Source organism: Maricaulis parjimensis (assembly GCF_016817355.1).
In the GTDB taxonomy this organism is placed as follows: domain Bacteria; phylum Pseudomonadota; class Alphaproteobacteria; order Caulobacterales; family Maricaulaceae; genus Maricaulis; species Maricaulis parjimensis.
This window is the reverse complement of sequence record NZ_JADOTT010000006.1, coordinates 186,330-213,215: the sequence shown is the minus strand read 5'-3', so window position 1 is coordinate 213,215 and position 26,886 is coordinate 186,330. Positions and strand designations below refer to the sequence as shown.

The following is a 26,886-nucleotide window of genomic DNA, read 5'->3' as shown; positions in this document are numbered from 1 at the left end:
GCCCGGTTGCCCGGGCGGCGTTTCGTTCATCAGAACCCGAATGGACTGATTAGATGTCCTTCAGGGCAGCAGCCGGGCGGAAAGCCGCCTGGGTGCGAGCCTTGGACATCATTTTTTCGCCGGTGCGCGGGTTGCGGACTTCACGGGCTTCGCGGTGCTTGGCGTAGAAGGTGCCGAAACCAGCCAGCTGAACGCTGTCATTGCCTTTGACGGAGCCGATGATGGCTTCGATCGCGGCGTCGACGGCTTCGCCAGCTTGCGTGCGGGACAGGCCCGTCGTTTCGCTGACGGCTTTGGCGAGATCAGACTTGTTCATAGGGTTCCCCCCAGTTGGCGCAGCGCCAGATGGTCACGGTCATCGTGATCGTCTGGTGTTGCCGCGTGTTCGTTGACCCCGCAAGAAGGCCGATATCCATCTTCGATTGCAAGCCATAACAGGTGAATCGGGCCGGATTTACTGCAATTTCCTTGGGAGAAACGGCAAAACTCGCCTTCGGCACCCCATTTGCGTACATTTTCGGTCATGTATCAGGGTGAACCAAAGACTAATCCGGTAATCGCGAATCGTTCGATTCGCCTGCTGCCGTTCGCACTTGCAGCAGGATTGGGGGTTTACGGGCTCGCATTTCTCGCAGGTGCGGGAGAGACCTGGTCGCCGGTTTTGGCGGCAATTGCGGCGGGCTGGACACTCGGCCGTCTGATGCGGGACTGAGCGGGCTTGGCAAGCCGCGGTGGTTGGACAAAACTGTCTGCGATCGAGGGCTTGGTCTGGATGTCTCTGGAAACGCGGATTCTTATTGTCGACGATGATCCGGTGAACCGCGAATTGTTTCGCTGGGCACTCTGCGAACATTGCCAGATCGATGAGCTGACCAATGGCAATGGGGCTGCCGACCAGATTGTTCGCGGCGCCTATGACCTGGTCCTTCTCGATATCATGATGCCCCTCGTGGACGGGGTGGAGGTTGTCGAGGAACTGGGCCAGAGCCGGCCGGATCTGCTGCAGCAGGTCGTGGTTGTCACCGCAGCCCTCAATACGGAGTTCGCCAGCCGCATCCGGGCCTGGCCGGTCGGGGCGCTTGTGGAGCGGCCCTATGATCCGGAGGACATTCTGGCGCTCTATAACAAACATATCGGCCCGGAGCGTCAGCCCGCATGACGCCGTTTCCCGCAACAGAGAGTACGGAAAGCCGTCTGCGCCGCTTCAATGCCGAACTGGACCGCCTGATGACGGCCAGCCGGGACCAGGACGGACATTTGCCGGATCTCATGGAGGCCGCGACACGCTCCATGACAGGCATGCTGGGCATTCGCCGGGCCAGCGTCTGGCTGCTGGACGAGACCCAGAAGGAATTGATCTGCCAATGCCTGTTCGACGCCGAAACAGGACAGATCGACTCCGGCATGACGCTGTCGGCGGGCGATTTTCCTTCCTATTTCCAGGCATTCCAAACCGCCCGTGTTGTATCCGCCGATGATGCGATCGAGGATCCGCGGACCCGGGAGTTCGCCGACACCTATCTGCGTGTCCTGGACATTCGCTCCATGCTGGACGCCCAGATCCGCGATTTTCGCGGCTTGCGCGGCGTGGTGTGCTGCGAGGAAGTCGGGCAATTGCGGCCCTGGCGCGAGGAAGAGCGCGCTTTCGTGGCCTCGGTGGCTGAATATGTCGGTCTCGCCATGGAGCTGGCCGGGCGCCGCGCGCTGGCCGAAACGCTGCAGGATACCAATGCACGCCTCACCCAGGCACTCCAGGACGCGGAAGCCGCCAATATCGCCAAGACGCATTTCCTGGCCAATGCCTCCCATGAGCTGCGCACACCGCTGAACGGCATTCTGGGCGGTGCCGCCATTCTCAAACTGGCGCCGGAATTGTCCGGCGACTCGCGCAATTGGGTCGAGGTGATCGAGCGGTCAGGCCGCGGGCTGCTGCAAGTGGTCAATTCCATTCTGGACATGTCGGCTCTGGAGGGCGGGAATTTTGTCCTCAGCCCCCAGATCTTCAATCTCAACGATGCCGTGGCCGAGGCCTGTGAGCTCGCAACGCCGTCTGGCGAAACCGCGCCTGCGCTGATGGCGGGCCCGTCAATCGACGTGCTGGCCGACCGTCGCCGCGTGGTTCAGGTGGTCAGCAGCTTCATCGACAATGCGTTCAAATTCGCCGGTCATGCGCCGGATGTGCGGATCGTGGAGGGCCTGTCTGCCGGCCAGGTGAGGGTGGAGGTGTGCGATCATGGGCCCGGCCTCTCCGATGATCAGGTGGATCACGTGTTCGGGCAGTTCAGCCAGGGCGATGAAAGCTCGCGCCGCCGCCATGGTGGCATCGGGCTGGGCCTGGCCCTGTCGCGTGCCATAGCCGACGCCATGCAGGCGCGTATCGGTTATCAGCCTGCCGAAGGCGGGGGCGCTGTCTTCTGGCTGGAAATCGCCGAGGCAGGCGAATAGCCCCGGAACCCCTGGGGGTTCCGGGGACTTGATCAGATCTTTACGAGCATTTTGCCCGTATTGGCACCGGTGAAGAGGCCCATGAAGGCGTCCGGCGCCTTTTCGATCCCGTCCATCACGGTCTCGGCCAGCTGGATCTTGCCCTGAGCCATCCAGCCGCCCAGCTCACCGACAAAGGTCGGCATGAGATCGAAATGGTTGGAGACGATGAAGCCCTGGATCTTCAGCGATTTGCCGACGATCTGGGTGAGATTGTCCGGGATCATCGAGGCTTCGGTGTCATTATAGCGCTGGATCATGCCGCAGGCCGCCATGCGTCCCATCGGCTTGAGCACATTGAGGGCCGCCGTGAAGTGCGTGCCGCCGACATTCTCGAAATAGCCGTCAATGCCCTTCGGGGCGACGGCCTGGATGGCGGCGGTCAGATTGTCGGTCGCCTTGTAGTCGATGACATGGTCGGCACCGAGGGACTTCACGAAATCGCATTTCTCCTGGCCGCCGGCCGTGGCGATCACTGTGGCACCCATCGCCTTGGCAAACTGGATACCGGCCGTGCCGACCGCGCCTGCACCGGCGGACATCCACAGCGTCTCGCCTTCCTTCAGGTCGATAATGCGCTTGATCCCGGCATAGGCGGTCAGGCCCGGCATGCCGGCCAGACCCAGATAGGCCTGGGCGGGAAGCAGGTCGGTGTCGATCTTGGTGAGGCCGTCCGCCGACGCCGTATAGGCCTCGCGCCAGCCATGCATGGAATTGACGAAATCGCCCGGCTTGAAACGGTCATCCTTGGACTCGACCACTTCGCCGACAGCGCCGCCTTCCATCACCTGGCCCAGTTCGAACGGGCCGATATAGGTGCGGATGCCGCTCATCCGGCCACGCATGTAGGGGTCCACGGAGATATAGTGGTTCTTGACCGTGACCTCGCCATCCTTGGGCGCAGGGACATCGACCTCGACCAGGGAGAAATTCTCGTGGCGGGGTTCGCCCTTCAGATATTCATTGAGATGGATTTCACGCGATTTCATCGTGCTTTCCTTTGGTTGGGGAGGATTAGTAGAGCCGCATCAGCTCGGCGAAAGAGAGATTGAAGTCATGGTCCAGAGACCAGGCCATGACGAGAAGCTGGCCGGTCGTGGAAATGGCCAGGGTGACCGGCAATAACAGGATGAGTCCCAGCGCCCGCAGCACCGTTCCCGTGGTCGAATGACTGTAAAACCGCGCCACCAGCCAGATCATGACGACGAAATAGACCAGAAGCCCGAACGCCATGCCCGCCATGAAGGCGGCATAGGAAACAGAGATCAACGGGATCATCAGGATCAACAGAAAGAAGCTGGCATTCGACGACGTCAGATAGATCTGGACATGCCCCCAAAACGGGATGGACGGGCGATAGAGTTTCAGCACCAGAAGGAAGGGCAGGGAGGCCAGAATGGTGACGGGCCAGATGAAGATACTGCCCCATTCCTCCAGTGATTGGTCGACGGCTGCGATAGTGACGGCACTGCCATCCGGCATTTGTCCCATGGCCAGCCAGGACTGGATTTGCTCAGGTGTCAGCGATGACGCCAATTGTTCCAGCGATCCGGTCAGCGCGATGTCAAATATGCTGGCCACGACAAACTGGAAGCCGAACAGCGCCACGAAAAGCCGGATCGGGGCGATATAGCGTGTATAATCCCCGGCAAGGGCCGCTTGCGCCACCTCCGGCGCGCGGACAAGGGAATGCCAGACGGTGCGGAAAATCCGCCCGTCCACGTCAAAAGCGGCAATGGAAATGGAATCCAGAAGGTCGGATGACCGATCCTTCGGCTTTTCCTCATTGTCCAACTGGCAGTCCCTCCCGTATGTCATGGTAAAGCGGTGAAGAGGCGGTGCAAGCCGTCCGCGCTGCAGTTTGAGGTAGGGAGGATGGCCGTGAGCCAAAGCGAGTGGACAATTCGACGGGCCGGTGATGCCGATATGGGATCGCTGACGCGTCTCTTCTTTACGTCCGTGCGCGAGGGAGCCGGTCCCGACTATACCGAAAGCCAGCGGGCCGCCTGGGCGCCGGACCTTCCGGAGACCGAGGTCTGGCGTGTGCGCCTGGGTGACCAGAAAGTCTGGCTGGCCGAGGATGGCGAGGGCGAGGTGATCGGCTTCATGACCCTGCGCAAGGACGGCCATATCGATTTCGCTTTCGTCGCCCCTGCCTATATCGGCCGCGGTGTGGCCTATGACCTCTACAGCGTGCTGGAAGCCGAAGCGAAGGCGGACGGGCTGGACCGTCTGACCAGTGATGCCTCAACCATGGCCAAGGCCTTCTTCACCCGTCAGGGCTGGGAAATCGTTCGTGAACAGGCACCCGTACGTCGGGGTGTGACCCTGCCGAACTGGCACATGGCCAAGTCCATCGCTGGCTGATCACTGGCTGATTGCTAGCTGATCTGGGGCTGAACGGCCCGCTTCCTGCAATTCGCGGAAACACGTCTTGATGCATGCTTCGCTTGATTGAGCGGGGCAGGGCGCTATCACGCCCCCGGTCACACAAGGAAATGCCATGTCTTCGGAGAGCAAAGTGCTGCGTGCCGGCGTTGTCGGTGCCGGTGTCTTCGGCGGATTTCACGCCTCCAAATATGCCGCTCATGACCGCGCGGAACTCGTCGGTATCTATGATCCCGACTTGCAGCGCGCCAAGGATCTGGCGGCCAAGCATGGCGCCAAGGCCTTCGACAATCTCGGCAAGATGCTCGCCGAGGTCGATGCCGTGACCGTGGCCAGCCCGGCCGTGCACCATTTCGAGGCCGCCGCCGCGGCGCTCGCCCATGGCCGCCACGTCCTGGTGGAAAAGCCGATTGCCTCTTCCGTCGAGGAAGCGCGCGAACTCATCGGCCTCGCGGCCGCCCATGGCTGCGTGCTGCAGGTCGGCCACCAGGAGCGCTTCGTCTTCAATGCGATGGGCCTGTTCAACGTGCCGGACAAGCCGCTGCGCGTGGAAGCCAGCCGTATGGGCCCGCGCTCGGAACGCTGCCTCGATGTCTCCGTCACGCTGGACCTCATGGTGCATGATCTCGACCTGGTGATCGCCCTGGCCGGCTGTGCCGTGAAAGAAGTCGAAGGCATTGTCGATGAGGGCCGCTTCGGCCATCCGGATGTGGCTCAGGCCAAGCTGGTCTTCGACAATGGCTGCGTCGCCGAGCTGAAAGCCAGCCGGGTCCATCATGAGCGCGATCGCAAGATGCGCGTGGAATACGAGACCGGCGTGCTGGAAATCGATTTCGTCGCCAAGACGTTCAAGAATTCCACGCCCTACGACCTCAATCCCGATTTCGCCGACGATCCCAGTGCCAAGGATTCGCTTGGCGCGAACGTCAACGCCTTCATCGCCTCCGTGCTCGACGGAGCGCCGGTTGCCGTGCCGGGCATTGCCGGCCTGCGGGCACTGGATGCCGCCCGGGCAATCGACGGTGCGCGCAGCTATGGCGACTGATGCAGGACGGATCAGCGCCCCGGCGGGTGGCTGACCTCTTGCGATGAAGCGCGGCGCGGTCTAAGTCGCGATCATGACAGACCGGATTTCCATTCTCACCGCCCAGCTCAACCCGGTTGTCGGGGATGTGAAGGGCAATCTGGCCAAGGCGCGCGCCGCCCTGTCCCAGGCCCGCATTCGCAATGCCGACCTGATCGTCTTCCCGGAAATGTTCCTGCTGGGCTATCCGCCCGAGGATCTGGTGCTGAAACCGGCCGCTGTGGAAGCCTGCCGCACGGCGCTCGACCAGCTCATTGAGGACAGCAAGTCCGGTCCGGCCATCCTGATGGGCCTGCCCTGGCGGCAGGGCGCAAAACTCCACAATGCCGTGGCGCTGGTGGAGGACGGTCATCTCGTCGCCCTGCGCTTCAAGCATGAGCTTCCCAATTACGCCGTCTTCGACGAGAAGCGCGTCTTCCAGCCCGGACCGGTGCCGGAAATCGTCAAATGGCGCGGCATCCGCCTCGGCCTGCCGATCTGCGAGGACCTCTGGTACGACACCGTGCCCAAGGCCCTGATCGAACAGGGCGCGGAAATGATGATCTCGATCAATGGCTCGCCCTGGCGGCGCACGATCGAGCGTGAGCGCAAGACCGCCTTCTCCACCTGGTTCGACAGCTGGGAGGGCCGCAAGGCGCTGGTCTTCATCAATCAGGTCGGCGGTCAGGACGAGCTCGTCTTTGATGGCGCCAGCTTCTCCTGGACCGGTGAAGGCGAGGGCGAAACCGTGCAGCGCCTGCCCGCCTTCGAGGAAGCCCTCGACCTGGTGGAATGGCAGCGCACCGAGACCGGCTGGACCGCGACGGGCGGCGACAGCGCACCGCGCGTGATCGGTCTGGAAGCCGACTGGAAAGCCATGACGCTGGCCCTGCGTGACTATGTCGACAAGGCCGGTTTCCCGGGCGTCGTCCTGGGCATGTCCGGCGGTATCGACAGTGCCATCTCCGCCGCCATCGCCGCTGATGCGCTGGGGCCGGACCGGGTCTGGGCGGTGATGATGCCGTCCAAATACACGTCCGAGGAAAGCCTTGAGGATGCCCGTGCCTGCGCCGAACGCCTGGGCGTGCGCTATGACATCATCGATGTCGAACCGACCATCGAGGCCTTCGGCAAGACGCTCTCCACCGCTTTCCGCGGCACCGAGCCGGACGCGACCGAGGAAAACATCCAGTCGCGCGCCCGCGGCGTCATCCTGATGGCCCTGTCCAACAAGTTCGGTCCCATGGTCCTGTCCACCGGCAACAAGTCGGAAATGGCGGTCGGCTATGCCACCCTCTATGGCGACATGAATGGCGGCTATAACGCGCTCAAGGACGTCTACAAGACGGAAGTCTTCGAGCTCGCCTGGTGGCGCAATGGCCAGACCCGTTCACCCGGCCTCGGCCCGGTCGGCGAGGTCATCCCCGAACGCATCATCACCAAACCGCCCTCGGCCGAACTGCGCGAAGACCAGAAAGACCAGGACAGCCTGCCGCCCTATGACGTGCTGGATGCCATCCTCTACGGCCTGATCGAGGAAGAACGCTCGGTCCGCCAACTGGTCGCCGAAGGCCAGGACGAGGACACGGTCCGCCGCATCGAAAACCTCCTCTACCGCGCCGAATACAAACGCCGCCAGGCCCCGCCCGGCGTCAAGATCGGCCCCAAAAACTTCGGCCGCGACCGGCGGTATCCCATCACCAACCATTTCAAGTCGGGCGGGTAGGGCTCTGATTTCCGAGGCCGCACTGGCTTTGAGACGGGCAAAGCTCCCACTCCCTCTCCCATGGGGAGAGGGTGGCGCGAATGCGCCGGGAGAGGGGAAAATCCCGGTGTTCACATGAGATCGCGAAGACCTCGCCGTTTCCCCTCATCCGCCCCTGCGGGGCACCTTCTCCCCAGGGAGAAGGAGGTTCGCGACCCATTTTGCTCGCCGCAATGCTGCTTCACCGTGTCATCTATCCCCACCCCTTCTCCCCCACCGGGGAGAAGGTGCCGCGAAGCGGCGGATGAGGGGCAGCCGCAAAGCGGCCACCAAAAACTCATTGCTTGCGCGGCTGACGCCGCGCGCCCCTCACCCTTTATCCCTCTCCCCGGCGGGGGAGAGGGGGTGCTCATCCCCCTGCGACACCCCACCACATCCTCGCCTTCTCAAATTTCTGTCAAAACAGAAATCAAGGAAATGGAGGCTGTCATGAGCACTGCCGCAATCGCCACACGCCCGGTCCATATCATCCGTCCAAGCCTTGCCTGGCTGGCGGCCAGTATCGCCAGCGGGCTCACCCTGACGCTCACCTTCGGAATCCTCAGCCTGTTCGAAGGCACGACGACCGCCCGTGATCTGCAGGACTTCCTCCAGAGCCTGATCCCCGCCAGCCTCCTCTTCGGCACCTATATCGCCGCCTTCACCCTCCTCCCGACCCTGGTCGCTGCCTGGCTGATGCACGTCCTGCGCTGGCAGGCGATCTGGCAGGCCGCCCTCCTGGGCGGTCTGACCGGCGCCGTCATGATCCAGGTCTTCGTCTTCACCCTCGATGCCGGCGCAGAAGGCCTCCTGACCAGCGCCCTCTTCGGAGGTGTGGGGCTTGTAGGTGGCGCGGTGTACCGGCTCGTGGCGGGGAAACACTGAACCCCCGCTTGCCCGAACCCGCGCACAGCGCTAAGCCGTGCGGCTTCACACAGAGCCAAGGCCTGCCCCGATGACCAAAGTCCGTTTTGCGCCGAGCCCGACCGGGAAACTCCATGTCGGCAATGTTCGCACCGCGATCTTCAACTATCTCTTCGCGCGCAAGGCTGGCGGGCAATTCCTGCTGCGCATCGACGATACGGATGTGGAACGCTCCACGCAGGCTTTTGAGGACGGGATCCGGGCCGATCTGACCTGGCTGGGGATCAGCTGGGACGACACGTTCAAACAGTCCGACCGGTTCGACGTCTATGGCCAGGCCGCTGAGAAGCTCAAGGAAATGGGCCTTCTCTATGCCTGCTATGAGACCGGTGAGGAGCTGGACCGCAAGCGCCGCCTGCAAATGGCCAATGGCCGGCCGCCGGTCTATGACCGCGCCGCCCTGTCGCTGACGGACGAAGACAAGGCCGCACTGGAAGCGGAAGGCCGCAAGCCGCACTGGCGTTTCAAACTCTCCGGCAATCCGGTCAGCTGGGACGATATGGTGCGCGGTCCGGTGACGATCGAGACCTCCTCGCTCTCCGACCCGATCCTGATCCGCGAAGACGGCTCCTATCTCTACACCCTGCCCAGCGTGGTGGATGATATCGATGCCGGTATCACCCACATCATCCGCGGCGAGGACCACACGACCAATTCCGGTGCCCAGATCGAAGTCTTCGAGGCGCTGGGTGGGTCCGCGCCGCAATTCGGCCACCAGGCGCTCCTGGTCGGCGCGGATGGCGGCAAGCTGTCCAAGCGGATGGGCTCGCTGGGCATCCAGGAATTGCGTGACGAGGACGGTTTGGAGCCGATGGCGATCATGTCGCTCCTGGCCAAGATCGGCACCTCCGACGCGGTTGACGCCTTCGCCGATGTCGACGGCCTGCTCGAGGGCTTCGACCTGGGCAAGCTGTCCCGTTCGCCGGCCCGCTTCGATCCGGAGGAGCTCAAGCGCGTCAATGCCAAACTCCTGCACTCGATGAGCTATGAGACGGCCCAGCCGCGCCTGGCCGCGCTGGACGCCGATGGCGGTGAAGCCTTCTGGAATGCCGTGCGCCCCAATCTGGAAGTCCTCGCTGACGCCAAGGCCTGGGCCCAGCTGGTCGCCGGCCCGGTCACTCCGGTGATCGAGGAGGCCGATTATGCCGAAGCCGCCGCCCGGCACCTGCCCGAGGGCGAGCTGACCGGCGAGAGCTGGGGCGAATGGACGAATGCCCTGAAAGAGGCCACCGGCCGCAAGGGCAAACAGCTCTTCATGCCGCTGCGCCTCATGCTGACCGGCGAGCCGCGCGGACCGGAAATGGCCGTCCTCCTGCCGCTCCTGGGCCGCGAGACCGTGCTGAAACGCCTGCAGGGCGAAACGGCCTGATCTCGGCAACACTCTGAATGAATTGAAGAAAGGGCGGTGCCACAGCGGTGCCGCCCTTTGTCTTTGTCGTGACTACATGACGATTTGTCAGGTTGTCTTGACATGCGCGCTCAGGAGTGTCAGGTTGTCCTGACAATATGTCATGGATGGTTGATGGAGAAAGCCATGTTCACCTGCAAGCAAGTCACGCCCCTGGTCGGCGCGATCATTGCGATCAGCACCGCGCTCGCCGCCATTGCTGGCGGATTGTCGGCGCAAGACAGGACCGCGCCGGCCGCACCGGCTGCGATCACCCTGGAGGCCGAACAATGAGTGATGTCAGCCGTCGCTATGTGAAGCATTTCGGCCTGGCCATGCTGGCCTATGCGCTGGTCCTGGTCGGTTCGATCATCGCGATACGGAATGGGGAATTGTCGGGCTGGTCTGCCGGCCTGGCTTCGCTGACCCCGCTCATTCCGGCGCTCTACGCGCTGAAAGCCTTCGTCGAGCGCTACAAGGCGATGGATGAGTTCCAGCAACGCATCACCTCCGAAGCCTTGCTCTGGGCGACGGGGATCGTCGGTTTCGCCGCTTTCGGCTATGGCTTTCTGGAAGGCGCCGTCGACGTGCCCACGATCAGCCTTCTCTGGGTCATGCCGGCCATTTGCGGCGTCTACGGCCTGGCGCAGGGCGTCCTCTACTGGAAGGCAGAGCGGTGAAGAACCGTCTCCGCGTCCTGCGCGCCGAGCGGCGCTGGAGCCAGGCTGAGCTGGGAGACCGCGTCGGCGTCTCCCGCCAGGCCATCAATGCCGTGGAAACCGGCAAGCACGATCCGTCACTCACCCTGGCCTTCGCCCTGGCGGACGCCTTCGGGCTGAAAATCGAGGATGTCTTCGACCCGAAGGGGGAGGGGGCGTAGCTAGCCCGGCCCTCCTTCTCCCTGGGGAGAAGGTGCCCCGAAGGGGCGGATGAGGGGGAACGGCGAGGTCTTCGTGATTGTCGGCCAGCACCGGGATTTCCCCCTCTCCCGGCGCATGCGCGCCACCCTCTCCCTGAGGAGAGGGGGATTTCAGCGCCCAATCGCCCCCATCATCTCCACCAGATGCGCAACAGCTGTTTCCGGCTCGTCCACCAGGTCGAGATGGTCGGCCAGGCTCTGCGGGGTGAAACCTTCGCGGACAGTGTGCGCAATCAGATCGATGATCGGGCCCCAGAAGCCAGCCGTGTTAAGGAAGACGATGGGCTTGTCATGCAGGCCGAGCTGCTGACGGGAGACCACATCAAAGACCTCTTCCAGCGTCCCGGTGCCGCCGGGCAGGATGATGTAGGCGTCTGATTCCTCGATCAGCTGCTTCTTGCGCGTACTCATCGAGTCGACGATCCGCACCTCCACACGGTCGAGATGGCCTTCACGGGCGATCAGGAAATCGGGAATGATTCCCAGCACCTTGCCGCCCTGTTCGGCGGCGGCCGAGGCCGAGGCGCCCATCAGCCCGACATCCCCGCCCCCATAGACCAGACGGCAGCCCGATTGGGCAATCGCGGCACCGACACGGCGGGCGGCATCAAAATATTCCTTCCGTTCACCCATGCGTGAACCGCAAAAGACACCGATCGACCTTACTTTCGCCATCTCACATCACTCATATTTGCTTTCTCGGGACAGGATGCTATTCGCCGAAGGCGGGCGGCGCGAGGCTTGCATCCAGCAATTGGGTGCTGGTGCGCATGTTTCGTTCCGGCTGCCGATGACAGGAGACCTGCCATGACCGCAACGCGGTCCTTTATCATTGCGGCTGCTTTGGCGACGCTGGCGATTGCCGCGGCGCTCACCTTCATCATGTACCGGCCCGCTGCGGATGACGCGGCGGAGAGTCCGGCCCTGTCTGAAACCGAAACACCCACCGAGCTTCCCGGAACCGCGCCGGCCGCGATGATCGCGCCGCCGGTCTTCGACATTGTCCGTGTCGCCCCGGTCGGGTCGGCCGTCACGGCGGGCCGCGGCGAGCCGGGGGCCACCATTCAGCTCCTGGCCGATGGCGAAGCGCTCTTCTTCACCGATGAGGACGGGCAGCGCGCTGATACGCAGCTGATCAATGAGCGCGGCGAATGGGTCATCATCCCCGACGATCCGCTGCCCTCCGGTGCGGTGGAGCTCTCCTTGCGCATGGTCGCGCCCGATGGCCGCGAAATGCTCTCCGAACAGGTCGTTGTCGTTTCCATCCCCGAACAGCGCGGCCCGACCCCTCTGGTCGTGGTCGGGCGTCCGGGTGAAGCCAGCCGTGTCTGGCAATGCCCGTCCTGCCTGGATGCGGAAATGGGATCCCTGGTGCTCGAGACCGTCGATTACGACGCCACCGGTGCCGTGATCTTCTCCGGCCGCGCCGATACCGGCACCACAGTCCGCGTCTTCGCCAATGGCGCCCTGGTGGGTGAAACCAATGTCGGCCGTGATGGCCGCTGGGACCTGCAGGCCGGCTCCCTGCTGGCACCGGGCGTCTATGACCTCCAGATCGACCAGGTCGATCCGGACGGCAATGTCTCCGCCGTCATCGTCCTGCCCTTCGAGCGCGTCGCCCCGGAAGCCCTCAATCTCGGCCCCGACGCGGTCGTGGTCCAACCGGGCAATTCCCTCTGGCGCCTGGCCCGCCGTCTCTATGGCGAGGGCGTCCAGTACACGGTGATCTACGAAGCCAATCGCGACCAGATCCGCGACCCCAACCTCATCTATCCCGGCCAGGTGCTGCAAGCGCCGTCGGAGGATGAGGGCTAGACGACAGGCTCAGCGCCATCCTCGCCCTTGATGGGCGAGGGGGACCGCGCGCATGCGCGGTGGAGTGGGTGACTCGTCGAGACGAGTGTGCACCCCGGCATGGGTGCGATACGGGGAAGAAAGCACCCACCCACTGGCACAATCCCCGCCGGAGCCCTATCTCTGGCGACGATGAGACCCTTGCCCACCGATACCGAGGCGGAAGCCAAGCAGGCGCCGAAAGGCTCGCTGGGCACGACGATGTGGCGGCTGTTTGCGCTGCTGGCCTCGCCGGAGATGGCGAAATGGCGCTTTCGCATGGGCGTCGCGCTGGTCCTGACCCTGATCGCCAAACTCTTCGCCGTTTATGCCCCGGTCTTCTTCGGTGACGGGATCAATCTGATTACCGCCCATGCCGGGCAGGGCGGGGCGCAGCCCGCGGCCGAAGGCGGAAATGCCCTGTCAGGCATCATCACCACCTTCACCCTGGCCTTCATCGTCTATGCCGTGGCGCGCTTCCTCTCGGTCGGGGCGCCGCAATTGCGCGATGCGCTGTTCGCGCCGGTCAGCCAGGATGCCCAGCGCCTGACCGCCGTGCGTGCCTTCGCCCACGTCCAGACGCTCTCCATCGGCTATCACCAGACCAAGCGCACCGGCGCGCTCAACCGCATCATCGAGCGCGGCGCCCGGGCCGTCGATTTCCTGATGCGCTTCCTGATCTTCAACATCGCGCCGACCCTGCTGGAATTGGGTCTGGCGGCGCTGGTGCTCAGCTCGAATTATGGCTGGGAGTTCGCCCTGATCGCGATCATCACGGTGGCCATCTACATGACGCTCACCTGGTCGGTGACCGAATGGCGCGTCCAGATCCGCCGCACGATGAATGAGGCCGATAATGAAGCCTCGGCGCGCGCCGTCGACAGCCTGATCAATTTCGAGACGGTGAAAGCCTTTGCCGCCGAACGCCGCGAGGCGGATGCCTTTGACCGGTCGATGACGCGCTATGCCCATGCGGCGGCCAAGTCCCAGTCCTCGCTCGCCCTGCTCAATGGGGCCCAGGCGCTGATCATGAATGGCGGTCTGCTGGCGATGGCGCTGATGGCGGGCTGGAAAGCCTGGAATGGCCAGCTCCAGCCGGGTGATGTCGCCGCGGTCACCCTCATCCTGATGAATGTCTATCAGCCGCTCAACATCCTGGGCTGGGCCTATCGCGAGATCAAACAGGGCGCGGTCGACATGGAACGCGTCTTCGAGACGCTGGCCATCAAGCCGGATGTCGCCGATGCGGCGGAGGCCAAACCGCTCGCCGTGACGGGCGGAGCGGTCAGTTTCGACAGTGTCGGCTTTACCCATGATGGCCGGTCCCGTTCCATCCAGGATGTCAGTTTCGAGATTCCCGCGGGCAGTTTTGTCGGGATTTGCGGTCCGTCCGGTGCCGGCAAGTCGACCGTGTTGCGGCTGCTTTTCCGCTTCTATGATCCGGAAAGCGGCGCCGTGCGGATTGATGGCCAGGATCTGCGCCAGCTCACCCAGCAGAGCCTGCGCGACAGTCTCGCCCTGGTGCCCCAGGATGTCGTCCTCTTCAACGACACGCTGCGCGCCAACATCATCTATGGCCGCCCCGACGCGACCGAGGCCGAGATCCGCGATGTCGTCGAGCGCGCCCGTCTCGCCGATTTTGTGGACGGTCTGCCCGACGGACTGCAGACCATTGTGGGCGAGCGCGGGCTGAAACTCTCCGGCGGCGAGAAACAGCGCGTCGGCGTCGCCCGCGCCATTCTGAAGAACCCGGCCATTCTCGTCCTCGACGAAGCCACCTCCGCGCTCGACAGCCAGACCGAAAAGGATGTCCAGATCGCCCTGGCCGAGGCCGCCCGGGGCCGCACCACGATTGCCGTCGCCCACCGTCTCTCCACCATTGCCGGGGCCGACCGGATCATCGTGCTCGATGATGGCCATGTCGCGGAAAACGGCACGCATGCCGAACTCCTGGCCAGGGATGGCCTCTACGCCGCCATGTGGAAGCGCCAGAGCGAGGCGGGCGAGGGGGCTGAGCCCTCCAGCGCCGTGGAAGTCCCCGCCGCGCAATAGGCATTCCCCGCCTGACGATTCCCGCTAGTGTGCGGGGGAGTATGGGGACGTCATGACACAGAAGACCCAAATCGGCCTGATCGGCCTGGGCGCGTTCGGCCGGCTGGCCGCCACGCATCTCGCTCCGCATTTTGATCTGGTGGGGCATGACCCGTCCGTGCGCGACATGCCGGGCGGAGCTTGGGTGTCGCTGGAAGAGGCCGCCGCACGGCCCGTCGTGATTCTTGCCGTCCCGGTTCAGGCTCTGGCGGGCGTGGCGCAAGCCATCGCACCGCACTTGGCCGAAGGCGCACTGGTCATTGATGTCGCCTCGGTGAAGCTGGAACCCCTGCGCATCCTGCGTGAGGCCCTGCCGGCCGGGACGCGCATCTTGGGCACCCACCCGCTCTTCGGTCCGCAATCGGCGGCCCAGGGCGTGGCCGGCCAGTCCATCGTACTCTGCCCGGAACCGGGCGTGGAGGCGGGCTGTGTGGCGGATTTCCTCAAGGACACGCTCTCCCTGGACGTCCACATCTCCGATGCCGACACGCATGACCGCACCATGGCCAGCGTGCAGGCGCTTACCCACCTTGTGTCCAAGGTGATCACGGATCTCGGCCTGATGGACGCTCCCTACACAACCCGCTCCTACGACCTCCTCGCCGAGGCCGCCCGTCTGGTCGCCGAAGACAGCGACGAACTCTTCCGCGCCATCGAACGCCACAATCCCCACGCGGCGGATCTCCGCCGGCGATTCTTCGACGCCGCGCGCAAGCTGGATGAACGGCTGGTGGATTAGTTTGGGCGTCCGTAAAGCGGACCACAAAAGCCCGCCCAGCGCTCAACTCACCAACAATATCTGGGAAATTCGCGAGAATGGCTCCCCGGGACGGGCTCGAACCGCCGACCCGGTGATTAACAGTCACCTGCTCTACCAACTGAGCTACCGGGGAACACTCTTCTCGCAAGCGAGGCGTGGCTTGTATCAGAGCTTCGCGCCGCCGCGCAAGCACCCTTCTGCGCTGAATTGCAGGGGTTTCTGCAAAAAAAATCGGGAGCCACGAAGGCTCCCGAAAAGGCATTGGGTGGATGGTGGGGTGTCTTCACGGGAAGACAGGTGAAGAATTGGGTCAGAACCCTTAAGGCGGGGTTAACAGGAAAGGGGCAATTCGGCATTTGGTTTATCGTCCTTGCCGAAAGCCTAATGGAATCATCGAAATGCCTCATTTCAGCGAGGGATTTGATTCACCACGAAATCGCGATTTATTCTGGTGCAACAGGGTGAGGCTTCACAATCAGCCGCGAATCACCGGGGAGAAGACGATGCGTGAACATCAGACATTTAAGTCGTTTTGGCCGTTTTACCTGCGCGAGCATGCCCGTCCGGCGACGCGCAACTGGCATTATGTCGGCTCCACACTGGCCCTGATCGTCCTGTTGGCGGCCCTGGTGACGCAGACCTGGTGGCTGCTCCTGGCCGTGCCGGTCTCCGGCTATTTCTTCGCCTGGGTCAGCCATGCCTTCGTCGAGCGCAACAAGCCGGCCACTTTCACCTATCCGCTCTGGTCGCTGATCGGCGATTACCGCATGTATGTCCTCTTCCTTTTGGGCAAGCTGGGTCCGGAACTGGAAAAGGCCGGCATCAATGCGGACGGTTCGCTGAGCGCGGAACACGCCTGATCTCGCCAGAAAGACGATCTCGCCGGCAAGACGATCTTGCCGGGCTGGGCGTGCGGACTAGGTCCCGACCATGCCCCGCCAAACCGCCCGTCATCCAAAGCCTGAAAAGACCTGCCTCACCTGCGGGCGGCCCTTCCAGTGGCGCAAGAAGTGGGAGCGCGTTTGGGATGAGGTGAAATACTGTTCTGAGCGCTGCCGCCGGTCCCGACCGGCTCAGAGCGCCTCCAGCACCTCGGCGGCCCGGTCGCGATAGGCCTGACGCTTCTCTTCGCTCATCCGGTCCCAATTGCGATAGACCGGACCCAGGCGGGGATTGCCGCGCAGCTTGTCCTCATTGCGCGCCAGGAAGTCCCAGTAGAGCGAATTGAACGGGCAGGAATTGCGCCCCGTCTTGTCCTTCACATCATAGCGGCAACCGGAGCAGTAGTCCGACATCCGGTCGATATAGGCGCCACTGGCGGCATAGGGTTTCGAGCCCAGCAATCCGCCATCGGCAAATTGCGACATGCCCACCGTATTGGGCGCCTCCACCCATTCGAACGCATCGATATAGACCGCCAGATACCATTCATGCAGGGCATGCGGATCGATCCCGGCAATGAGGGCGAAGGTCCCGGTCACCATCAGGCGCTGGATATGGTGGGCATAGGCCTCCTTGCGCGTCTGCCCGATTGCGGCGGCCAGGCAGGCCATGTCGGTCTTTCCGCTCCAGTAGAAGTCGGGCAGGGGACGGTCCGCGCCCAGCGCATTGCGGCGGACATAGTCCGGCCCTTCGCGCCAATAAATGCCCCGCACATATTCCCTCCAGCCGATGATCTGGCGGATATAGCCCTCTGCCGCATTGAGCGGGGCATGGCCGCGCTTCCAGGCCGCCTCCACCGCCTGGCAGATCTCCAGCGGGCCCAGCAGGCCGACATTGAGATAGGCCGACAGGAGGGAGTGATAGAGGAAGGCCTCGCCTTTCAGCATGGCGTCCTGATAGGTGCCGAAATCGGGCAGGGCGTGCTCGATGAAATGATCCAGCGCCTTGAGCGCATCCTTGCGCGTGACGGCGAAGTGGAAGGGGCGGATATCGCCAAACCCCTCAAAGCGGGCCTCCACCAGGTCCAGCACATCCGCCGTGATTTCGTCCGGCTCCACCCGGAAGGGTTGGGGCATGAACAGGCTGGATGAGGCCGCCTCGCGATTCTCCGCGTCGAAATTCCAGCGCCCGCCGACCGGCTTGTCGCCTTCCATGAGGAGGCCGGTCTCGCGTCGCATCTCGCGGTAGAAATACTCCATCCGCAATTGCTTGCGCCCCTCCGCCCAGCGCGCGAACCGGTCGTGGGAGCACGCGAAACGGTCATCCTCCAGCATCATGACCGGCAGTCCGAACCGCTCGGACCAGGTCTCCATCTCCTGCTTCAACCGCCACTCGCCCGGCTCGGTGAGGATCAGCCGGTCGTAGGTGCCCGCCTTGAGCGCATCTTCCACAGCGCTGGCCAGGTCCGGGCAGGGCGGGGTCTCGTCAAAAGCGCGGTAATGCACCCGCCGCCCCGCCGCGCGCAGTTCGTCCGCAAAATGGCGCATGGCGGAGAAGATGAAGGCGATCTTCTTGCGGTGATGCCAGACATAGTCCGTCTCGGCCGCCACTTCCGCCATCAGCACGTCGGCGGCTTCCGGCTTCTGGCGCAGGCTGGGCAAATCATGTGTGAGCTGGTCTCCCAGCACCAGGACGAGGTCTGTCATCGCATCCATCCGCTTTGCCTGTGTCTACGTAGACAGGGGCAGGGCAGACCAGTGGATGACGGCATGACAGACAGTGAAACCGGACACGCCGTGGTGATCGGCGCCAGCGGCGGTATCGGCTCAGCCCTGGTCGCAGAGCTGGAGGCACAGGGCTGGACGGTTACCGCATTGTCCCGCCGCACCAGCCCGCCGCTCGATCTGCTGGATGAAGCCTCCATCCACGCCGCCGCGCAGGCGCTCAAGGAAGGCGGCGACACGATCCGCCTCATCATCGATGCGACCGGCTTCCTGCATGATGACGTCTTTTCGCCCGAGCGCAGCCTGCGCGAGCTGGATCCGGATCATTTCGCCCGCGCTTTCGCGCTCAATGCCACCGGACCGGCTCTGCTGATGAAGCATTTCCTGCCGCTCCTTCCGCGTCAGGGTCGCTCGGTTTTCGCCACCCTGTCCGCGCGGGTCGGCTCGATTTCGGACAATCGCCTGGGCGGCTGGCACGCCTATCGCGCCTCCAAGGCCGCGCTCAACCAGATCCTGCGCAGCGTCTCCATCGAGATGAAACGCCGCAAGCCCGAAGCGATCTGCATCGCCCTGCATCCCGGCACGGTCGCAACCCGCCTGTCCGAGCCTTTTTCCAAATCCGGACTGGATGTCCGCCCGCCGCAGGAAGCCGCACAGGATCTGCTCCGCGTCATCGCCGGACTGGGACCGGACGATTCGGGCGGTTTCCGCGACCACAAGGGTATGGCGATCAGTTTTTAGGGGAAGGGTGGAGGCACCGCCCGGAATCGAACCGGGGTACAAGGATTTGCAGTCCTCTGCGTAACCACTCCGCCACGGTGCCTCAGGAATGGAGCCGGGAGCTATAACCCCACAGACCGATGGGAGCAATGCGCCAATTCACAGCGAAGTGAGATTGCGGCGTTTTGCGCGTGGCTTCGCGCAGTCTGGTGGTTGCCGATCCTTGCGCACACAGGATATATCAGCGGCTTCCGGACCGCAGGGAGAGACCCGTGAGCGAATTCGAACAGGCACGCAAGCACATGGTGGACAGCCAGATCCGCCCGTCCGACGTGACAGACCGGCGTCTCATCGCCGCTTTCCTGGACACGCCGCGTGAGCTTTTCATCCCGCGCTCGCGCCGCGCTTCGGCCTATGCCGACAGCCAGGTCGTTACCTCCGACAACCGCACGCTGATGCGTCCGCGTGACATGGCCAAGCTGATCCATGCCGCTGACATCCAGCCGGACGAGCTGGTGCTGGATATCGCCAATGGCCGTGGCTACTCCACCGCCATCCTGGCGCGCATGGCCGAAACGGTTGTGGGTGTGGAGAATGATGAGGACGGCCTGTCCCGCTCCACCGGCCTGCTGGCCGATATCGGTGCCGACAATGCCGTGGTCGTCGAGGGCGATCCCAAGGCCGGCGTGCCGAAGCAGGGCCCGTTCGACGTGATCTTCGTCAATGGTTCCGTCGACACTGTCCCCACCGCCTGGTTCGACCAGCTGGCCGATGGTGGCCGTCTTGTCGTGATCGTGCGCAAGGGCCCGGTCGGCAAGGCCACCGTCTTCACCAAATCGTCCGCCGGCATTGGCGAGCGTGTCGTGTTCGACGCGACCGCTACCGTCCTGCCGGGCTTTGAAGCGGAAACCGGCTTCGCCTTCTGATTTTCCCAGGGTGTGACACGCCGTCGCGACGGATTTTTCGCGCTGGACCGTGACAGGTCTGTTCGTGTATTTGCAAACTTTGCAGAATATTAAAGTAAACGCTGTTCACTTTTTATATGGCAGCGCCTATATGCATGGATAAAGCGTCACTGGCCATGCCGGGTCCGGGCGCTATGATGGCGAAAAGAGGGATCGGGAAAGCCGGTCCCGTGACTTCAGGGGAAGTTGGATGACGCGATTGAAACACTGGACGATGGCTCTTGCCGGGGGCGTGTCCCTGCTGGCCTTTGCGGGCTTTGCGCAGGCGCAGACGCTCGAGGAAACCCTCATCCAGGCCTATAATTCCAACCCGACCCTGCAGGCCCAGCGCGCCAGTCTGCGCGCCACGGACGAGCAGCGGGTCCAGGCCCGTGCCGGTCGGCTCCCGTCGGTTTCCGCCTCGGCCTCGATATCGCGCCAGCACACCGAATCATCCAGCACGTTCGTGATTGGCGGCCAGAACCTGACTTCGGCCAGCGAGAGCGATGCCACCCCGAAGAACTACTCGATCACTGCCTCGCAGGCCCTGTATCAGGGCGGCCGGATTTCCGGTGCGATCGATCAGGCCACGGCCGTCATCATGGCCAGCCGGGAAAATCTCCGCGCCACGGAGCAACAGGTCCTGGTCAGCGCCGTGACCTCTTTCATGGATGTCCGCCGTGACGCCCAGGTGGTCGAGATCCGCCGCAATAATGTCGACGTGCTGGCCCAGCACCTGGAAGCTGCGGAAGACCGGTTCGAAGTGGGTGAGATCACCCGCACCGATGTCGCCCAGGCCGAAGCCCGCCTGTCCGGTGCCCAGGCGCAATTGTCCGCTGCCCAGTCCCAGCTGGCGATCAGCCGTGCCGCCTATGAGCGCGTGACCGGCACGCCGCCGGCCACTCTGCAGGATCCGCCGGAACTGCCGGCCCTGCCGGATCATCTCGCCGATGCGGCCGAATATGCCTTCAACAATTCCCCGCAATTGCTGGCGGCCCAGTATGCCGAACAGGCCTCCCAGCACGCGATCCGCATTGCCCGTGGCAATATGCTGCCGGAGGTTTCCCTGTCGGCCACGGCCTCGGCCGCACGCGACAGCAATTTCACCGGTGATGAGCGCGACAGCGTGTCCGTCATGGGCCGGGTCTCCGTGCCGATTCTCACCGGCGGGTTGAATCGCTCGCGCGTCCGCGCGGCCGTCGCTCAGGAAGAACAGGCGCGCTATCAGGTTCGCGAAGCCCGCCGTCTCGTGACCGAGGGTGTGACCAATGCCTGGAGCGGTTATGTCGCCTCCCTGGCCGTGATCGAAAGCTCGCGCCAGGCCGTGCGCGCCAATGAGATCGCCCTCGACGGGGTGGAGCAGGAAGCCTATGTCGGCATCCGCACCACACTCGATGTGCTTGATGCAGAACAGGAATTGCTGGAATCCCGGCTGACGCTCGTCACCGCGGAACGCGATTCCTACGTGGCCGGCTATAATCTCCTTCAGGCCATGGGGGCCGTGTCGGCCCAGGAATTGGGTCTGAATGTAGAAATTTATGACCCGTCTGCATCCGACAGAGGCGAATCGGGTTTCCCTAACCTTGACTTAACGCCCTGGGACTAGCCTTTCCGGCGACTCTCGGACTGGACAGGCTGATTTTCGGCCCGTTTAATTCGCGTTAGAAGAGAAAACGCCCGCATATCGCAAGGAATGGCGCATGGCTGAGCAAACCGCCGATAACGAACCGTCGATGGAAGAAATCCTCTCCTCGATCCGCCGGATCATTAATGAGGATGATGAAGAAGCCGCGCCGGAAGCCGAGGCTGAAGCGGCTGCGCCGGAACCGGCGCCCGCCGAGGACGAACCGCAATCGCAGGACGATATCGACGCGTTGTTCGGCGGCGATGACGATGCCGGCGGCGAGGATGTGCTCGAACTGACCGAGAAGGTCGATGATGCCGATGCCGGCACCGACCCGATGGCGATGGATGATGATCTCATGATCGTCGACCGGGAAGAGGAAGAAGAGCCGGTCGCCATGGCCGAGCCTGAGCCGGAGCCGGAGATCGATTTCAACGCTCTGGAAGAGGAAGTCTCCGACGGCATCATGTCCGAACCGGCCGCCACGGCCGCGATGGGATCCTTCCACACCCTGGCGGATCAGATCCGGATTTCCGAAGAGGAGGGCCGTACGCTGGAAGGCGTTGTCCGCGCGCTCCTGCGTCCGATGCTCAAGGAATGGCTCGACGCCAACCTGCCGTCCATCGTCGACGAAAAAGTCCAGGCCGAAATCGATCGCGTCTCCCGCCGTCGCCGCTAGGCCTCACCGGATACAAGTTTCAAAAGGCGCGTCCTGCCGAGGCGCGCCTTTTTTGTTGGTCGTGCGCCTGGTCACGCTCTTCTGAATGCTTCCCCAGTACTCTGCCCCCCTCTCCCTGGGGAGAGGGTGCCCCGCAGGGGCGGGAGAGGGGGACAGCACCGCCCTTGGCCAGTCAGTCTCGCCATAAGAACATCAACCGTGCCCGCGCCTTTCGCCGCCGCCCGACACTGGCCGAAGCCCGGCTCTGGTCGCGTCTTCGCAAGGGCCGGATGATGGGGGTGAAATTTCGCCGCCAGGTACCGATTGGCCCCTTTGTCGTTGATTTCGCGTCACGAACCGCGCGCCTGATCATCGAGGCCGACGGTATTCAGCACAGCGACCAGGAAGAGGCGGATCTGCGCCGCACCCGGTTTCTGGAAATGCGTGGCTACACTGTGCTGCGCTTCTGGAATGATGAAATCCTGGGGCAGACCGACGCGGTCATGGATGTCATCACCGAGACGGTGCGCTGGGCCATCCATCCGGACAATCCGCTGAACTGGAATTAGGGACGAACACCGGGCTTCCCCCCTCATCCGGTCCTTCGGACCACCTTCTCCCCAGGGAGAAGGGGCGCGGTGTCCCTTCTCGGCAAACCCCAAATCCACCCCCCATCCGCAGTTAGCGGGCTGACTTTCGCGATCAGATTGCCATAACAGTGCAAACGCCCGCCTCGCGCGGCCAATCAAGACGCGGATCCCATGATGGACAAGACTTTCAACCCCCAGGACGCCGAAACCCGGATCTATGAGGCCTGGGAGGCCTCCGGGGCATTCCAGCCGGTCGATGACGACAATGCGGAAGCCTTCTCCATCGTCATCCCGCCGCCCAATGTCACCGGTCGTCTCCACATCGGTCACGCGCTGAACAACACGCTGCAGGACGTGCTGGTCCGCTACAAGCGCATGCTGGGCTGTTCCGTGCTCTGGCAGCCGGGCACTGACCATGCCGGCATCGCCACGCAAATGGTGGTGGAGCGCCAGCTGGCCGAGGAAGGCCAGATGTCCCGCCGCGATATGGGCCGCGAGGCCTTCATCGAGCGCGTCTGGGAATGGAAGGCCGAGAGCGGCGGCCAGATCATGACGCAGCTGCGCCGTCTGGGCGCCTCCTGTGACTGGTCGCGTGAGCGCTTCACCCTGGATGAGGGCCTGTCCAAGGCGGTGATGAAAGTCTTCGTCCAGCTCTACAAGGAAGGCCTGATCTATCGCGGCAAGCGCCTGGTGAACTGGGATCCCAAGTTCGAGACCGCGATCTCCGACCTCGAGGTGGAGAATCTCGAAGTCGACGGCTTCATGTGGCACTTCAAATACCCGCTCGCCGGCGGCCGCACCTATACCTATGTCGAGAAGGACGAAGACGGGAATGTCGTGCTGGAGGAAGAGCGCGACTATATCTCCATCGCCACCACGCGCCCGGAAACCATGCTGGGTGATGGTGCCGTCGCCGTGCACCCGGATGATGAACGCTATGCCCCGATCGTCGGCGCGCTGTGTGAAATCCCGGTCGGTCCGAAAGAACAGCGCCGCCTGATCCCGATCATCACCGACGAATATCCGGACATGAATTTCGGCTCCGGCGCGGTGAAGATCACCGGTGCCCATGACTTCAACGACTATGAAGTCGCCAAGCGGAACAATATCCCGCTCTACCGTCTCATGGACGTGCAGGCCGCCATGCGCGCCGACGGTCCGTCCTATGCGGAATGCGCCGCCCAGGCCCAGGCGATTGCCAAGGGTGCCGACCTGCCGTCAGAGGCCGAGGTCGATGCCATCAATCTCGTGCCGGAAGACTATCGCGGTCTGGACCGGTTCGAGGCTCGCAAGAAGATCGTCGCGGCGATCTCGGAGGAAGGCCTCGCCGTGATGACCGAGGACGAGCAGGGCAATGCCATTCCGCTCGTTGAAAAGAAGAAGATCCAGCAGCCCTTCGGCGACCGGTCCGGCGTGGTCATCGAACCCATGCTCACCGATCAATGGTTCGCCGATGCCGCCACCCTGGCCAAGGATGCCATCGCCGCCGTCGAGGATGGCCGCACCACTTTCCATCCGAAGACCTGGGAAAAGACCTATTTCGAATGGATGCGCAACATCCAGCCCTGGTGCGTCTCCCGCCAGCTCTGGTGGGGTCACCGGATCCCGGCCTGGTATGATGCCGACGGCAATGTCTATGTCGCCGAGAGCGAGGATGACGCCAAGGCTCAGGCCGGCGGCAAGGCACTGACCCAGGATGAGGACGTCCTCGACACCTGGTTCTCCTCTGCGCTCTGGCCCTTCTCCACGCTGGGCTGGCCGGACGACACCAAGGAAGTCAAACGCTTCTACCCGACCTCCGTGCTGATCACGGCCTTCGACATCATCTTCTTCTGGGTCGCCCGGATGATGATGCAGGGCCTGCACTTCATGGACGAGATCCCCTTCAAGGATGTCTACATCCACGCGCTCGTGCGCGATGAGAAGGGTCAGAAAATGTCCAAGTCCAAGGGCAATGTGATCGACCCGCTGGAGATCGTGGAAGAATACGGCGCCGATGCGCTGCGCTTCACCCTGGCCGCCCAGGCCGGGCAGGGGCGCGATATCCGCATGTCCAAGGAACGCGTTGAAGGCTATCGCAATTTCGGCACGAAACTGTGGAATGCCGCGCGCTTCTGCGAGATGAATGAATGCGTCACCCCGGCCGATTTCGATCCGAAATCCGTCACCCGCACCGTCAATCAGTGGATCCTCTCCGAGGCCGCCTCGACGGTGAAGGCGATCAATGCCGGGCTCGATGGCTACCGCTTCAATGATGCCGCGGCGGCCGCCTATCGTTTCGTCTGGAATGTGTTCTGCGACTGGCATCTGGAACTGGCCAAACCGCTCCTGCAGGGCGAGGACGAGGCCGCCAAGGCCGAGACCCGCGCCACCACCGCCTATGTGCTTGATCAGGCCCTGAAAATGCTCCACCCCTTCATGCCCTTCGTCACCGAAGAGCTGTGGAGCCAGACCGGTCAGCGCGACACCCAGCTGATCACCGCCAGCTGGCCTGTCCTCGAGGGTCTCGACAATGCTGAGGCCACGGCCGAGATCGGCTGGCTGATCGATCTGATCACCGATATCCGCCGCCTGCGCTCGGAGCTGGGGCTTGAGCCGAAGGATCGCTACATGGTCAACGTTTTGGGCCATGACGACGTGACCAGTTCTTGGGCCCAGAACTACCGTGCGATCATTTGCCGACTCACGGGAACCCACATGTCCGTGCTTCATCCCGCACAAGAGCTTTCCGAAATGGCTGAAGGCGGATCGGCGGAGTTCCCGGCGAGCAGATGCACGATTTTCATTCAGTTGCCATCAAAGGAGCTGTTTGAATCTGTGAAATCTAGCTTGCAGACCAAACTTAAGAAGCTGGATGGCGAGATCATGCGGCTCGAGAAAAAGCTCGGAAACGAGAAATTCGTCGCCAACGCCCCGGCTGAAGTCGTCGCTGAACAGCGCGAAAAACTCGAAGACTACGCCAGTCAGAAAACCAAGATGGGCGAAGCCCTGGAGCGTCTGCAGGGGATGTAGCCTTTGACCCAGCCCAAAAACTACGACTGGGACAAGCTCTGGGAGAGCACGCTTGGCCCCTGGTTGTCCGAGCTGGAGGGTGAGCGCGTCGCGGCGGTGACGGAACGCCGCTACTGGATCCTGGCCGGTATCGCGCTGGGCACGGTCTGTATCGTGCTCTTCCTGATCGTCTGGCCGCTGCCGCAAGTCGCCTTTTTCGGCGGGATGGGGGCGATTTTCCTGGGCGCGGTGATCGGCAATCGCCGGGTCAACAAGCTGCGCAAACAGGTCAAGCTGCGCCTCAATGGGGCGATCGCCCAGGCGCTGGGCCTGACCTATGCGGAAAAGCCGCTCCTGCCGGCCCGTTTCGAGACCTTCCGCGAATACTCGCTCCTGCCCTCCTATAACCGGCGCAGCTTCGAGGATCATTTCGAGGGTGAACGCGAGGGCTGTTCCTTCGAGCTTTATGAGGCGCATCTGGAGCAGAAGCGCCGGTCAAAGAACCGCACCTATTACGTCACCGTCTTCCGCGGCGCGCTGATCCGCATCACCTTTCCGCGCAAGGTGGAGGGTATCACGGTCATTTCGCGCGATGCCGGCTGGTTCAACGGGCTCAGCGCGCTGGGCAAGGGATATGGCGGCAAGGGGCTGGAGCGGATCGGTCTCGTCGATCCGAAATTCGAGAAGATTTTCGAGGTCCATGGCAATGACCAGGTACTGGCCCGCTACATGGTCACCCCCTCCTTCATGGAGCGTCTCCTGGCGCTGGAAGAGGCGATGGGCGGGTCCAAGATCCGCGCCATGTTTGACGAAGCCTCCGGCCAGGGCGAGCTGCTGATCGCGGCGGAGACCTATAACCGGTTCGAGGCCGGTTCGATGTCCAAACCCTTGGCCGACAAGGGCCGCGTCCACACCCTGGTCCGCGAACTGGAAGAACTCCTCGCCATCATCGACACGCTGGTCGAACCGGCCCAGTTCGGGGATCATGCGGCGCCTGGCACCGAGTAGCGCCGACGGGTTTCCTTCCCCATGTCATGGGGAAGTGGGCCGATGCGCAGCATCGGGTCGAAGGGGCGGCGCGCAGCGGCGATTTCCGCTTCCGCTTCGCTCCAGCGGCCCCTCCGTCCCTGCGGGACACCTCCCCATGACATGGGGAGGAA

The 26,886-nt window shown here is 63.2% G+C and carries 27 protein-coding genes and 2 tRNA genes; 22 read left to right on the top strand and 7 right to left on the bottom strand.

Features of this window, described 5'->3' with window-relative positions:
• Window positions 1-49: 49 nt before the first annotated feature.
• The gene (locus tag I0K07_RS11975) at window positions 50-316 is read right to left on the bottom strand and encodes an HU family DNA-binding protein (RefSeq protein ID WP_203293706.1); all 267 of its coding nucleotides are present in this window, start codon (window positions 314-316) and stop codon (window positions 50-52) included.
• Window positions 317-772: 456 nt separating this feature from the next.
• On the opposite strand from I0K07_RS11975, the gene I0K07_RS11970 reads away from it, so the two are divergent.
• Complete coding sequence (locus I0K07_RS11970) at window positions 773-1,159, top strand: response regulator (RefSeq protein ID WP_203293703.1); 387 nt, start codon at window positions 773-775, stop codon at window positions 1,157-1,159.
• Window positions 1,156-2,445 carry a GAF domain-containing sensor histidine kinase gene (locus tag I0K07_RS11965; protein WP_203293701.1) on the top strand — a complete coding sequence of 430 codons (1,290 nt, stop codon included), beginning with the start codon at window positions 1,156-1,158 and terminating at the stop codon, window positions 2,443-2,445. Before I0K07_RS11970 ends, I0K07_RS11965 begins: the two co-directional genes overlap by 4 nt.
• 32 nt (window positions 2,446-2,477) lie before the next feature.
• On the opposite strand, the gene I0K07_RS11960 is transcribed toward I0K07_RS11965, so the two are convergent.
• Together I0K07_RS11960 and I0K07_RS11955 are read right to left on the bottom strand one after the other, a co-directional pair.
• Window positions 2,478-3,473 carry an NADP-dependent oxidoreductase gene (locus tag I0K07_RS11960; protein WP_203293699.1) on the bottom strand — a complete coding sequence of 332 codons (996 nt, stop codon included), beginning with the start codon at window positions 3,471-3,473 and terminating at the stop codon, window positions 2,478-2,480.
• A gap of 25 nt (window positions 3,474-3,498) precedes the next feature.
• Complete coding sequence (locus I0K07_RS11955; protein WP_203293697.1) at window positions 3,499-4,278, bottom strand: DUF3667 domain-containing protein; 780 nt, start codon at window positions 4,276-4,278, stop codon at window positions 3,499-3,501.
• Window positions 4,279-4,365: 87 nt separating this feature from the next.
• Between I0K07_RS11955 and I0K07_RS11950 the strand changes: the two genes are divergently transcribed.
• The 8 genes from I0K07_RS11950 (at window position 4,366) to I0K07_RS11915 (ending at window position 10,870) form a co-directional block, all read left to right on the top strand.
• On the top strand, window positions 4,366-4,851 hold the full coding sequence (locus tag I0K07_RS11950) for a GNAT family N-acetyltransferase (RefSeq protein WP_203293695.1): 486 nt from the start codon (window positions 4,366-4,368) through the stop codon (window positions 4,849-4,851).
• A gap of 136 nt (window positions 4,852-4,987) precedes the next feature.
• Entirely contained in the window at window positions 4,988-5,917 is a 930-nt protein-coding gene (locus I0K07_RS11945; protein ID WP_203293693.1) for a Gfo/Idh/MocA family protein, read from the top strand.
• A 73-nt stretch (window positions 5,918-5,990) separates the two neighbouring features.
• Window positions 5,991-7,661, top strand: a complete 1,671-nt coding sequence (locus I0K07_RS11940) for an NAD+ synthase (RefSeq protein WP_203293691.1) — start codon at window positions 5,991-5,993, stop codon at window positions 7,659-7,661.
• A 468-nt stretch (window positions 7,662-8,129) separates the two neighbouring features.
• On the top strand, window positions 8,130-8,564 hold the full coding sequence (locus I0K07_RS11935) for a hypothetical protein (protein ID WP_203293689.1): 435 nt from the start codon (window positions 8,130-8,132) through the stop codon (window positions 8,562-8,564).
• Between the two features lie 70 nt (window positions 8,565-8,634).
• Window positions 8,635-9,972: a glutamate--tRNA ligase gene (gene gltX / locus I0K07_RS11930; RefSeq protein WP_203293687.1), complete on the top strand. Its 1,338-nt coding sequence runs from the start codon at window positions 8,635-8,637 to the stop codon at window positions 9,970-9,972.
• Window positions 9,973-10,137: 165 nt separating this feature from the next.
• Window positions 10,138-10,284 (top strand): hypothetical protein, encoded by a 147-nt coding sequence (locus I0K07_RS11925; RefSeq protein WP_203293685.1) that lies wholly within the window; start codon window positions 10,138-10,140, stop codon window positions 10,282-10,284.
• Complete coding sequence (locus tag I0K07_RS11920; RefSeq protein ID WP_203293683.1) at window positions 10,281-10,670, top strand: hypothetical protein; 390 nt, start codon at window positions 10,281-10,283, stop codon at window positions 10,668-10,670. The genes I0K07_RS11925 and I0K07_RS11920 overlap by 4 nt, the downstream gene beginning before the upstream one ends.
• A complete protein-coding gene (locus I0K07_RS11915) occupies window positions 10,667-10,870 on the top strand; it encodes a helix-turn-helix domain-containing protein (RefSeq protein ID WP_203293681.1) in 204 nt (67 codons plus the stop codon). Before I0K07_RS11920 ends, I0K07_RS11915 begins: the two co-directional genes overlap by 4 nt.
• Window positions 10,871-11,020: 150 nt before the next feature.
• Here the strand turns inward: I0K07_RS11915 and I0K07_RS11910 are convergent, their stop codons facing one another.
• Entirely contained in the window at window positions 11,021-11,584 is a 564-nt protein-coding gene (locus I0K07_RS11910; protein ID WP_203293679.1) for an LOG family protein, read from the bottom strand.
• A gap of 132 nt (window positions 11,585-11,716) precedes the next feature.
• Between I0K07_RS11910 and I0K07_RS11905 the strand changes: the two genes are divergently transcribed.
• From I0K07_RS11905 to I0K07_RS11895, 3 genes are all read left to right on the top strand, one after another.
• The gene (locus I0K07_RS11905; protein ID WP_203293677.1) at window positions 11,717-12,724 is read left to right on the top strand and encodes a LysM peptidoglycan-binding domain-containing protein; all 1,008 of its coding nucleotides are present in this window, start codon (window positions 11,717-11,719) and stop codon (window positions 12,722-12,724) included.
• Between the two features lie 171 nt (window positions 12,725-12,895).
• Window positions 12,896-14,794: an ABCB family ABC transporter ATP-binding protein/permease gene (locus tag I0K07_RS11900; protein WP_238934808.1), complete on the top strand. Its 1,899-nt coding sequence runs from the start codon at window positions 12,896-12,898 to the stop codon at window positions 14,792-14,794.
• A gap of 52 nt (window positions 14,795-14,846) precedes the next feature.
• Entirely contained in the window at window positions 14,847-15,572 is a 726-nt protein-coding gene (locus tag I0K07_RS11895) for a prephenate dehydrogenase (RefSeq protein ID WP_203293673.1), read from the top strand.
• Between the two features lie 78 nt (window positions 15,573-15,650).
• Here the strand turns inward: I0K07_RS11895 and I0K07_RS11890 are convergent.
• A tRNA-Asn gene (locus I0K07_RS11890) sits at window positions 15,651-15,726 on the bottom strand.
• A gap of 370 nt (window positions 15,727-16,096) precedes the next feature.
• On the opposite strand from I0K07_RS11890, the gene I0K07_RS11885 reads away from it, so the two are divergent.
• Together I0K07_RS11885 and I0K07_RS15995 are read left to right on the top strand one after the other, a co-directional pair.
• On the top strand, window positions 16,097-16,453 hold the full coding sequence (locus I0K07_RS11885; RefSeq protein ID WP_203293671.1) for an Mpo1-like protein: 357 nt from the start codon (window positions 16,097-16,099) through the stop codon (window positions 16,451-16,453).
• Window positions 16,454-16,523: 70 nt separating this feature from the next.
• Window positions 16,524-16,706 (top strand): DUF2256 domain-containing protein, encoded by a 183-nt coding sequence (locus I0K07_RS15995; RefSeq protein WP_203293669.1) that lies wholly within the window; start codon window positions 16,524-16,526, stop codon window positions 16,704-16,706.
• Here I0K07_RS15995 and I0K07_RS11875 read toward each other — a convergent pair.
• Window positions 16,667-18,181 (bottom strand): cryptochrome/photolyase family protein, encoded by a 1,515-nt coding sequence (locus I0K07_RS11875; RefSeq protein WP_203293667.1) that lies wholly within the window; start codon window positions 18,179-18,181, stop codon window positions 16,667-16,669. The genes I0K07_RS15995 and I0K07_RS11875 overlap by 40 nt on opposite strands.
• A 63-nt stretch (window positions 18,182-18,244) precedes the next feature.
• Here I0K07_RS11875 and I0K07_RS11870 point away from each other — a divergent pair, with 63 nt between their 5' ends.
• Window positions 18,245-18,940 carry an SDR family NAD(P)-dependent oxidoreductase gene (locus I0K07_RS11870; protein ID WP_203293665.1) on the top strand — a complete coding sequence of 232 codons (696 nt, stop codon included), beginning with the start codon at window positions 18,245-18,247 and terminating at the stop codon, window positions 18,938-18,940.
• A gap of 8 nt (window positions 18,941-18,948) precedes the next feature.
• On the opposite strand, the gene I0K07_RS11865 is transcribed toward I0K07_RS11870, so the two are convergent.
• Window positions 18,949-19,022: transfer RNA gene (locus I0K07_RS11865), tRNA-Cys, on the bottom strand.
• Between the two features lie 169 nt (window positions 19,023-19,191).
• On the opposite strand from I0K07_RS11865, the gene I0K07_RS11860 reads away from it, so the two are divergent.
• From I0K07_RS11860 to I0K07_RS11835, 6 genes are all read left to right on the top strand, one after another.
• Entirely contained in the window at window positions 19,192-19,845 is a 654-nt protein-coding gene (locus tag I0K07_RS11860) for a methyltransferase domain-containing protein (RefSeq protein ID WP_203293663.1), read from the top strand.
• 229 nt (window positions 19,846-20,074) lie between these two features.
• Complete coding sequence (locus I0K07_RS11855; protein WP_203293661.1) at window positions 20,075-21,469, top strand: TolC family outer membrane protein; 1,395 nt, start codon at window positions 20,075-20,077, stop codon at window positions 21,467-21,469.
• 94 nt (window positions 21,470-21,563) lie between these two features.
• Window positions 21,564-22,166, top strand: coding sequence for a DUF2497 domain-containing protein (locus I0K07_RS11850; RefSeq protein ID WP_203293659.1), 603 nt, complete (start codon window positions 21,564-21,566; stop codon window positions 22,164-22,166).
• A gap of 164 nt (window positions 22,167-22,330) precedes the next feature.
• On the top strand, window positions 22,331-22,714 hold the full coding sequence (locus tag I0K07_RS15880) for an endonuclease domain-containing protein (protein WP_238934807.1): 384 nt from the start codon (window positions 22,331-22,333) through the stop codon (window positions 22,712-22,714).
• Window positions 22,715-22,906: 192 nt separating this feature from the next.
• Window positions 22,907-25,747, top strand: a complete 2,841-nt coding sequence (locus tag I0K07_RS11840; RefSeq protein ID WP_203293655.1) for a valine--tRNA ligase — start codon at window positions 22,907-22,909, stop codon at window positions 25,745-25,747.
• Window positions 25,748-25,750: 3 nt separating this feature from the next.
• Window positions 25,751-26,734 (top strand): DUF3137 domain-containing protein, encoded by a 984-nt coding sequence (locus tag I0K07_RS11835; RefSeq protein ID WP_238934806.1) that lies wholly within the window; start codon window positions 25,751-25,753, stop codon window positions 26,732-26,734.
• The last annotated feature ends 152 nt before the right edge of the window (window positions 26,735-26,886 follow it).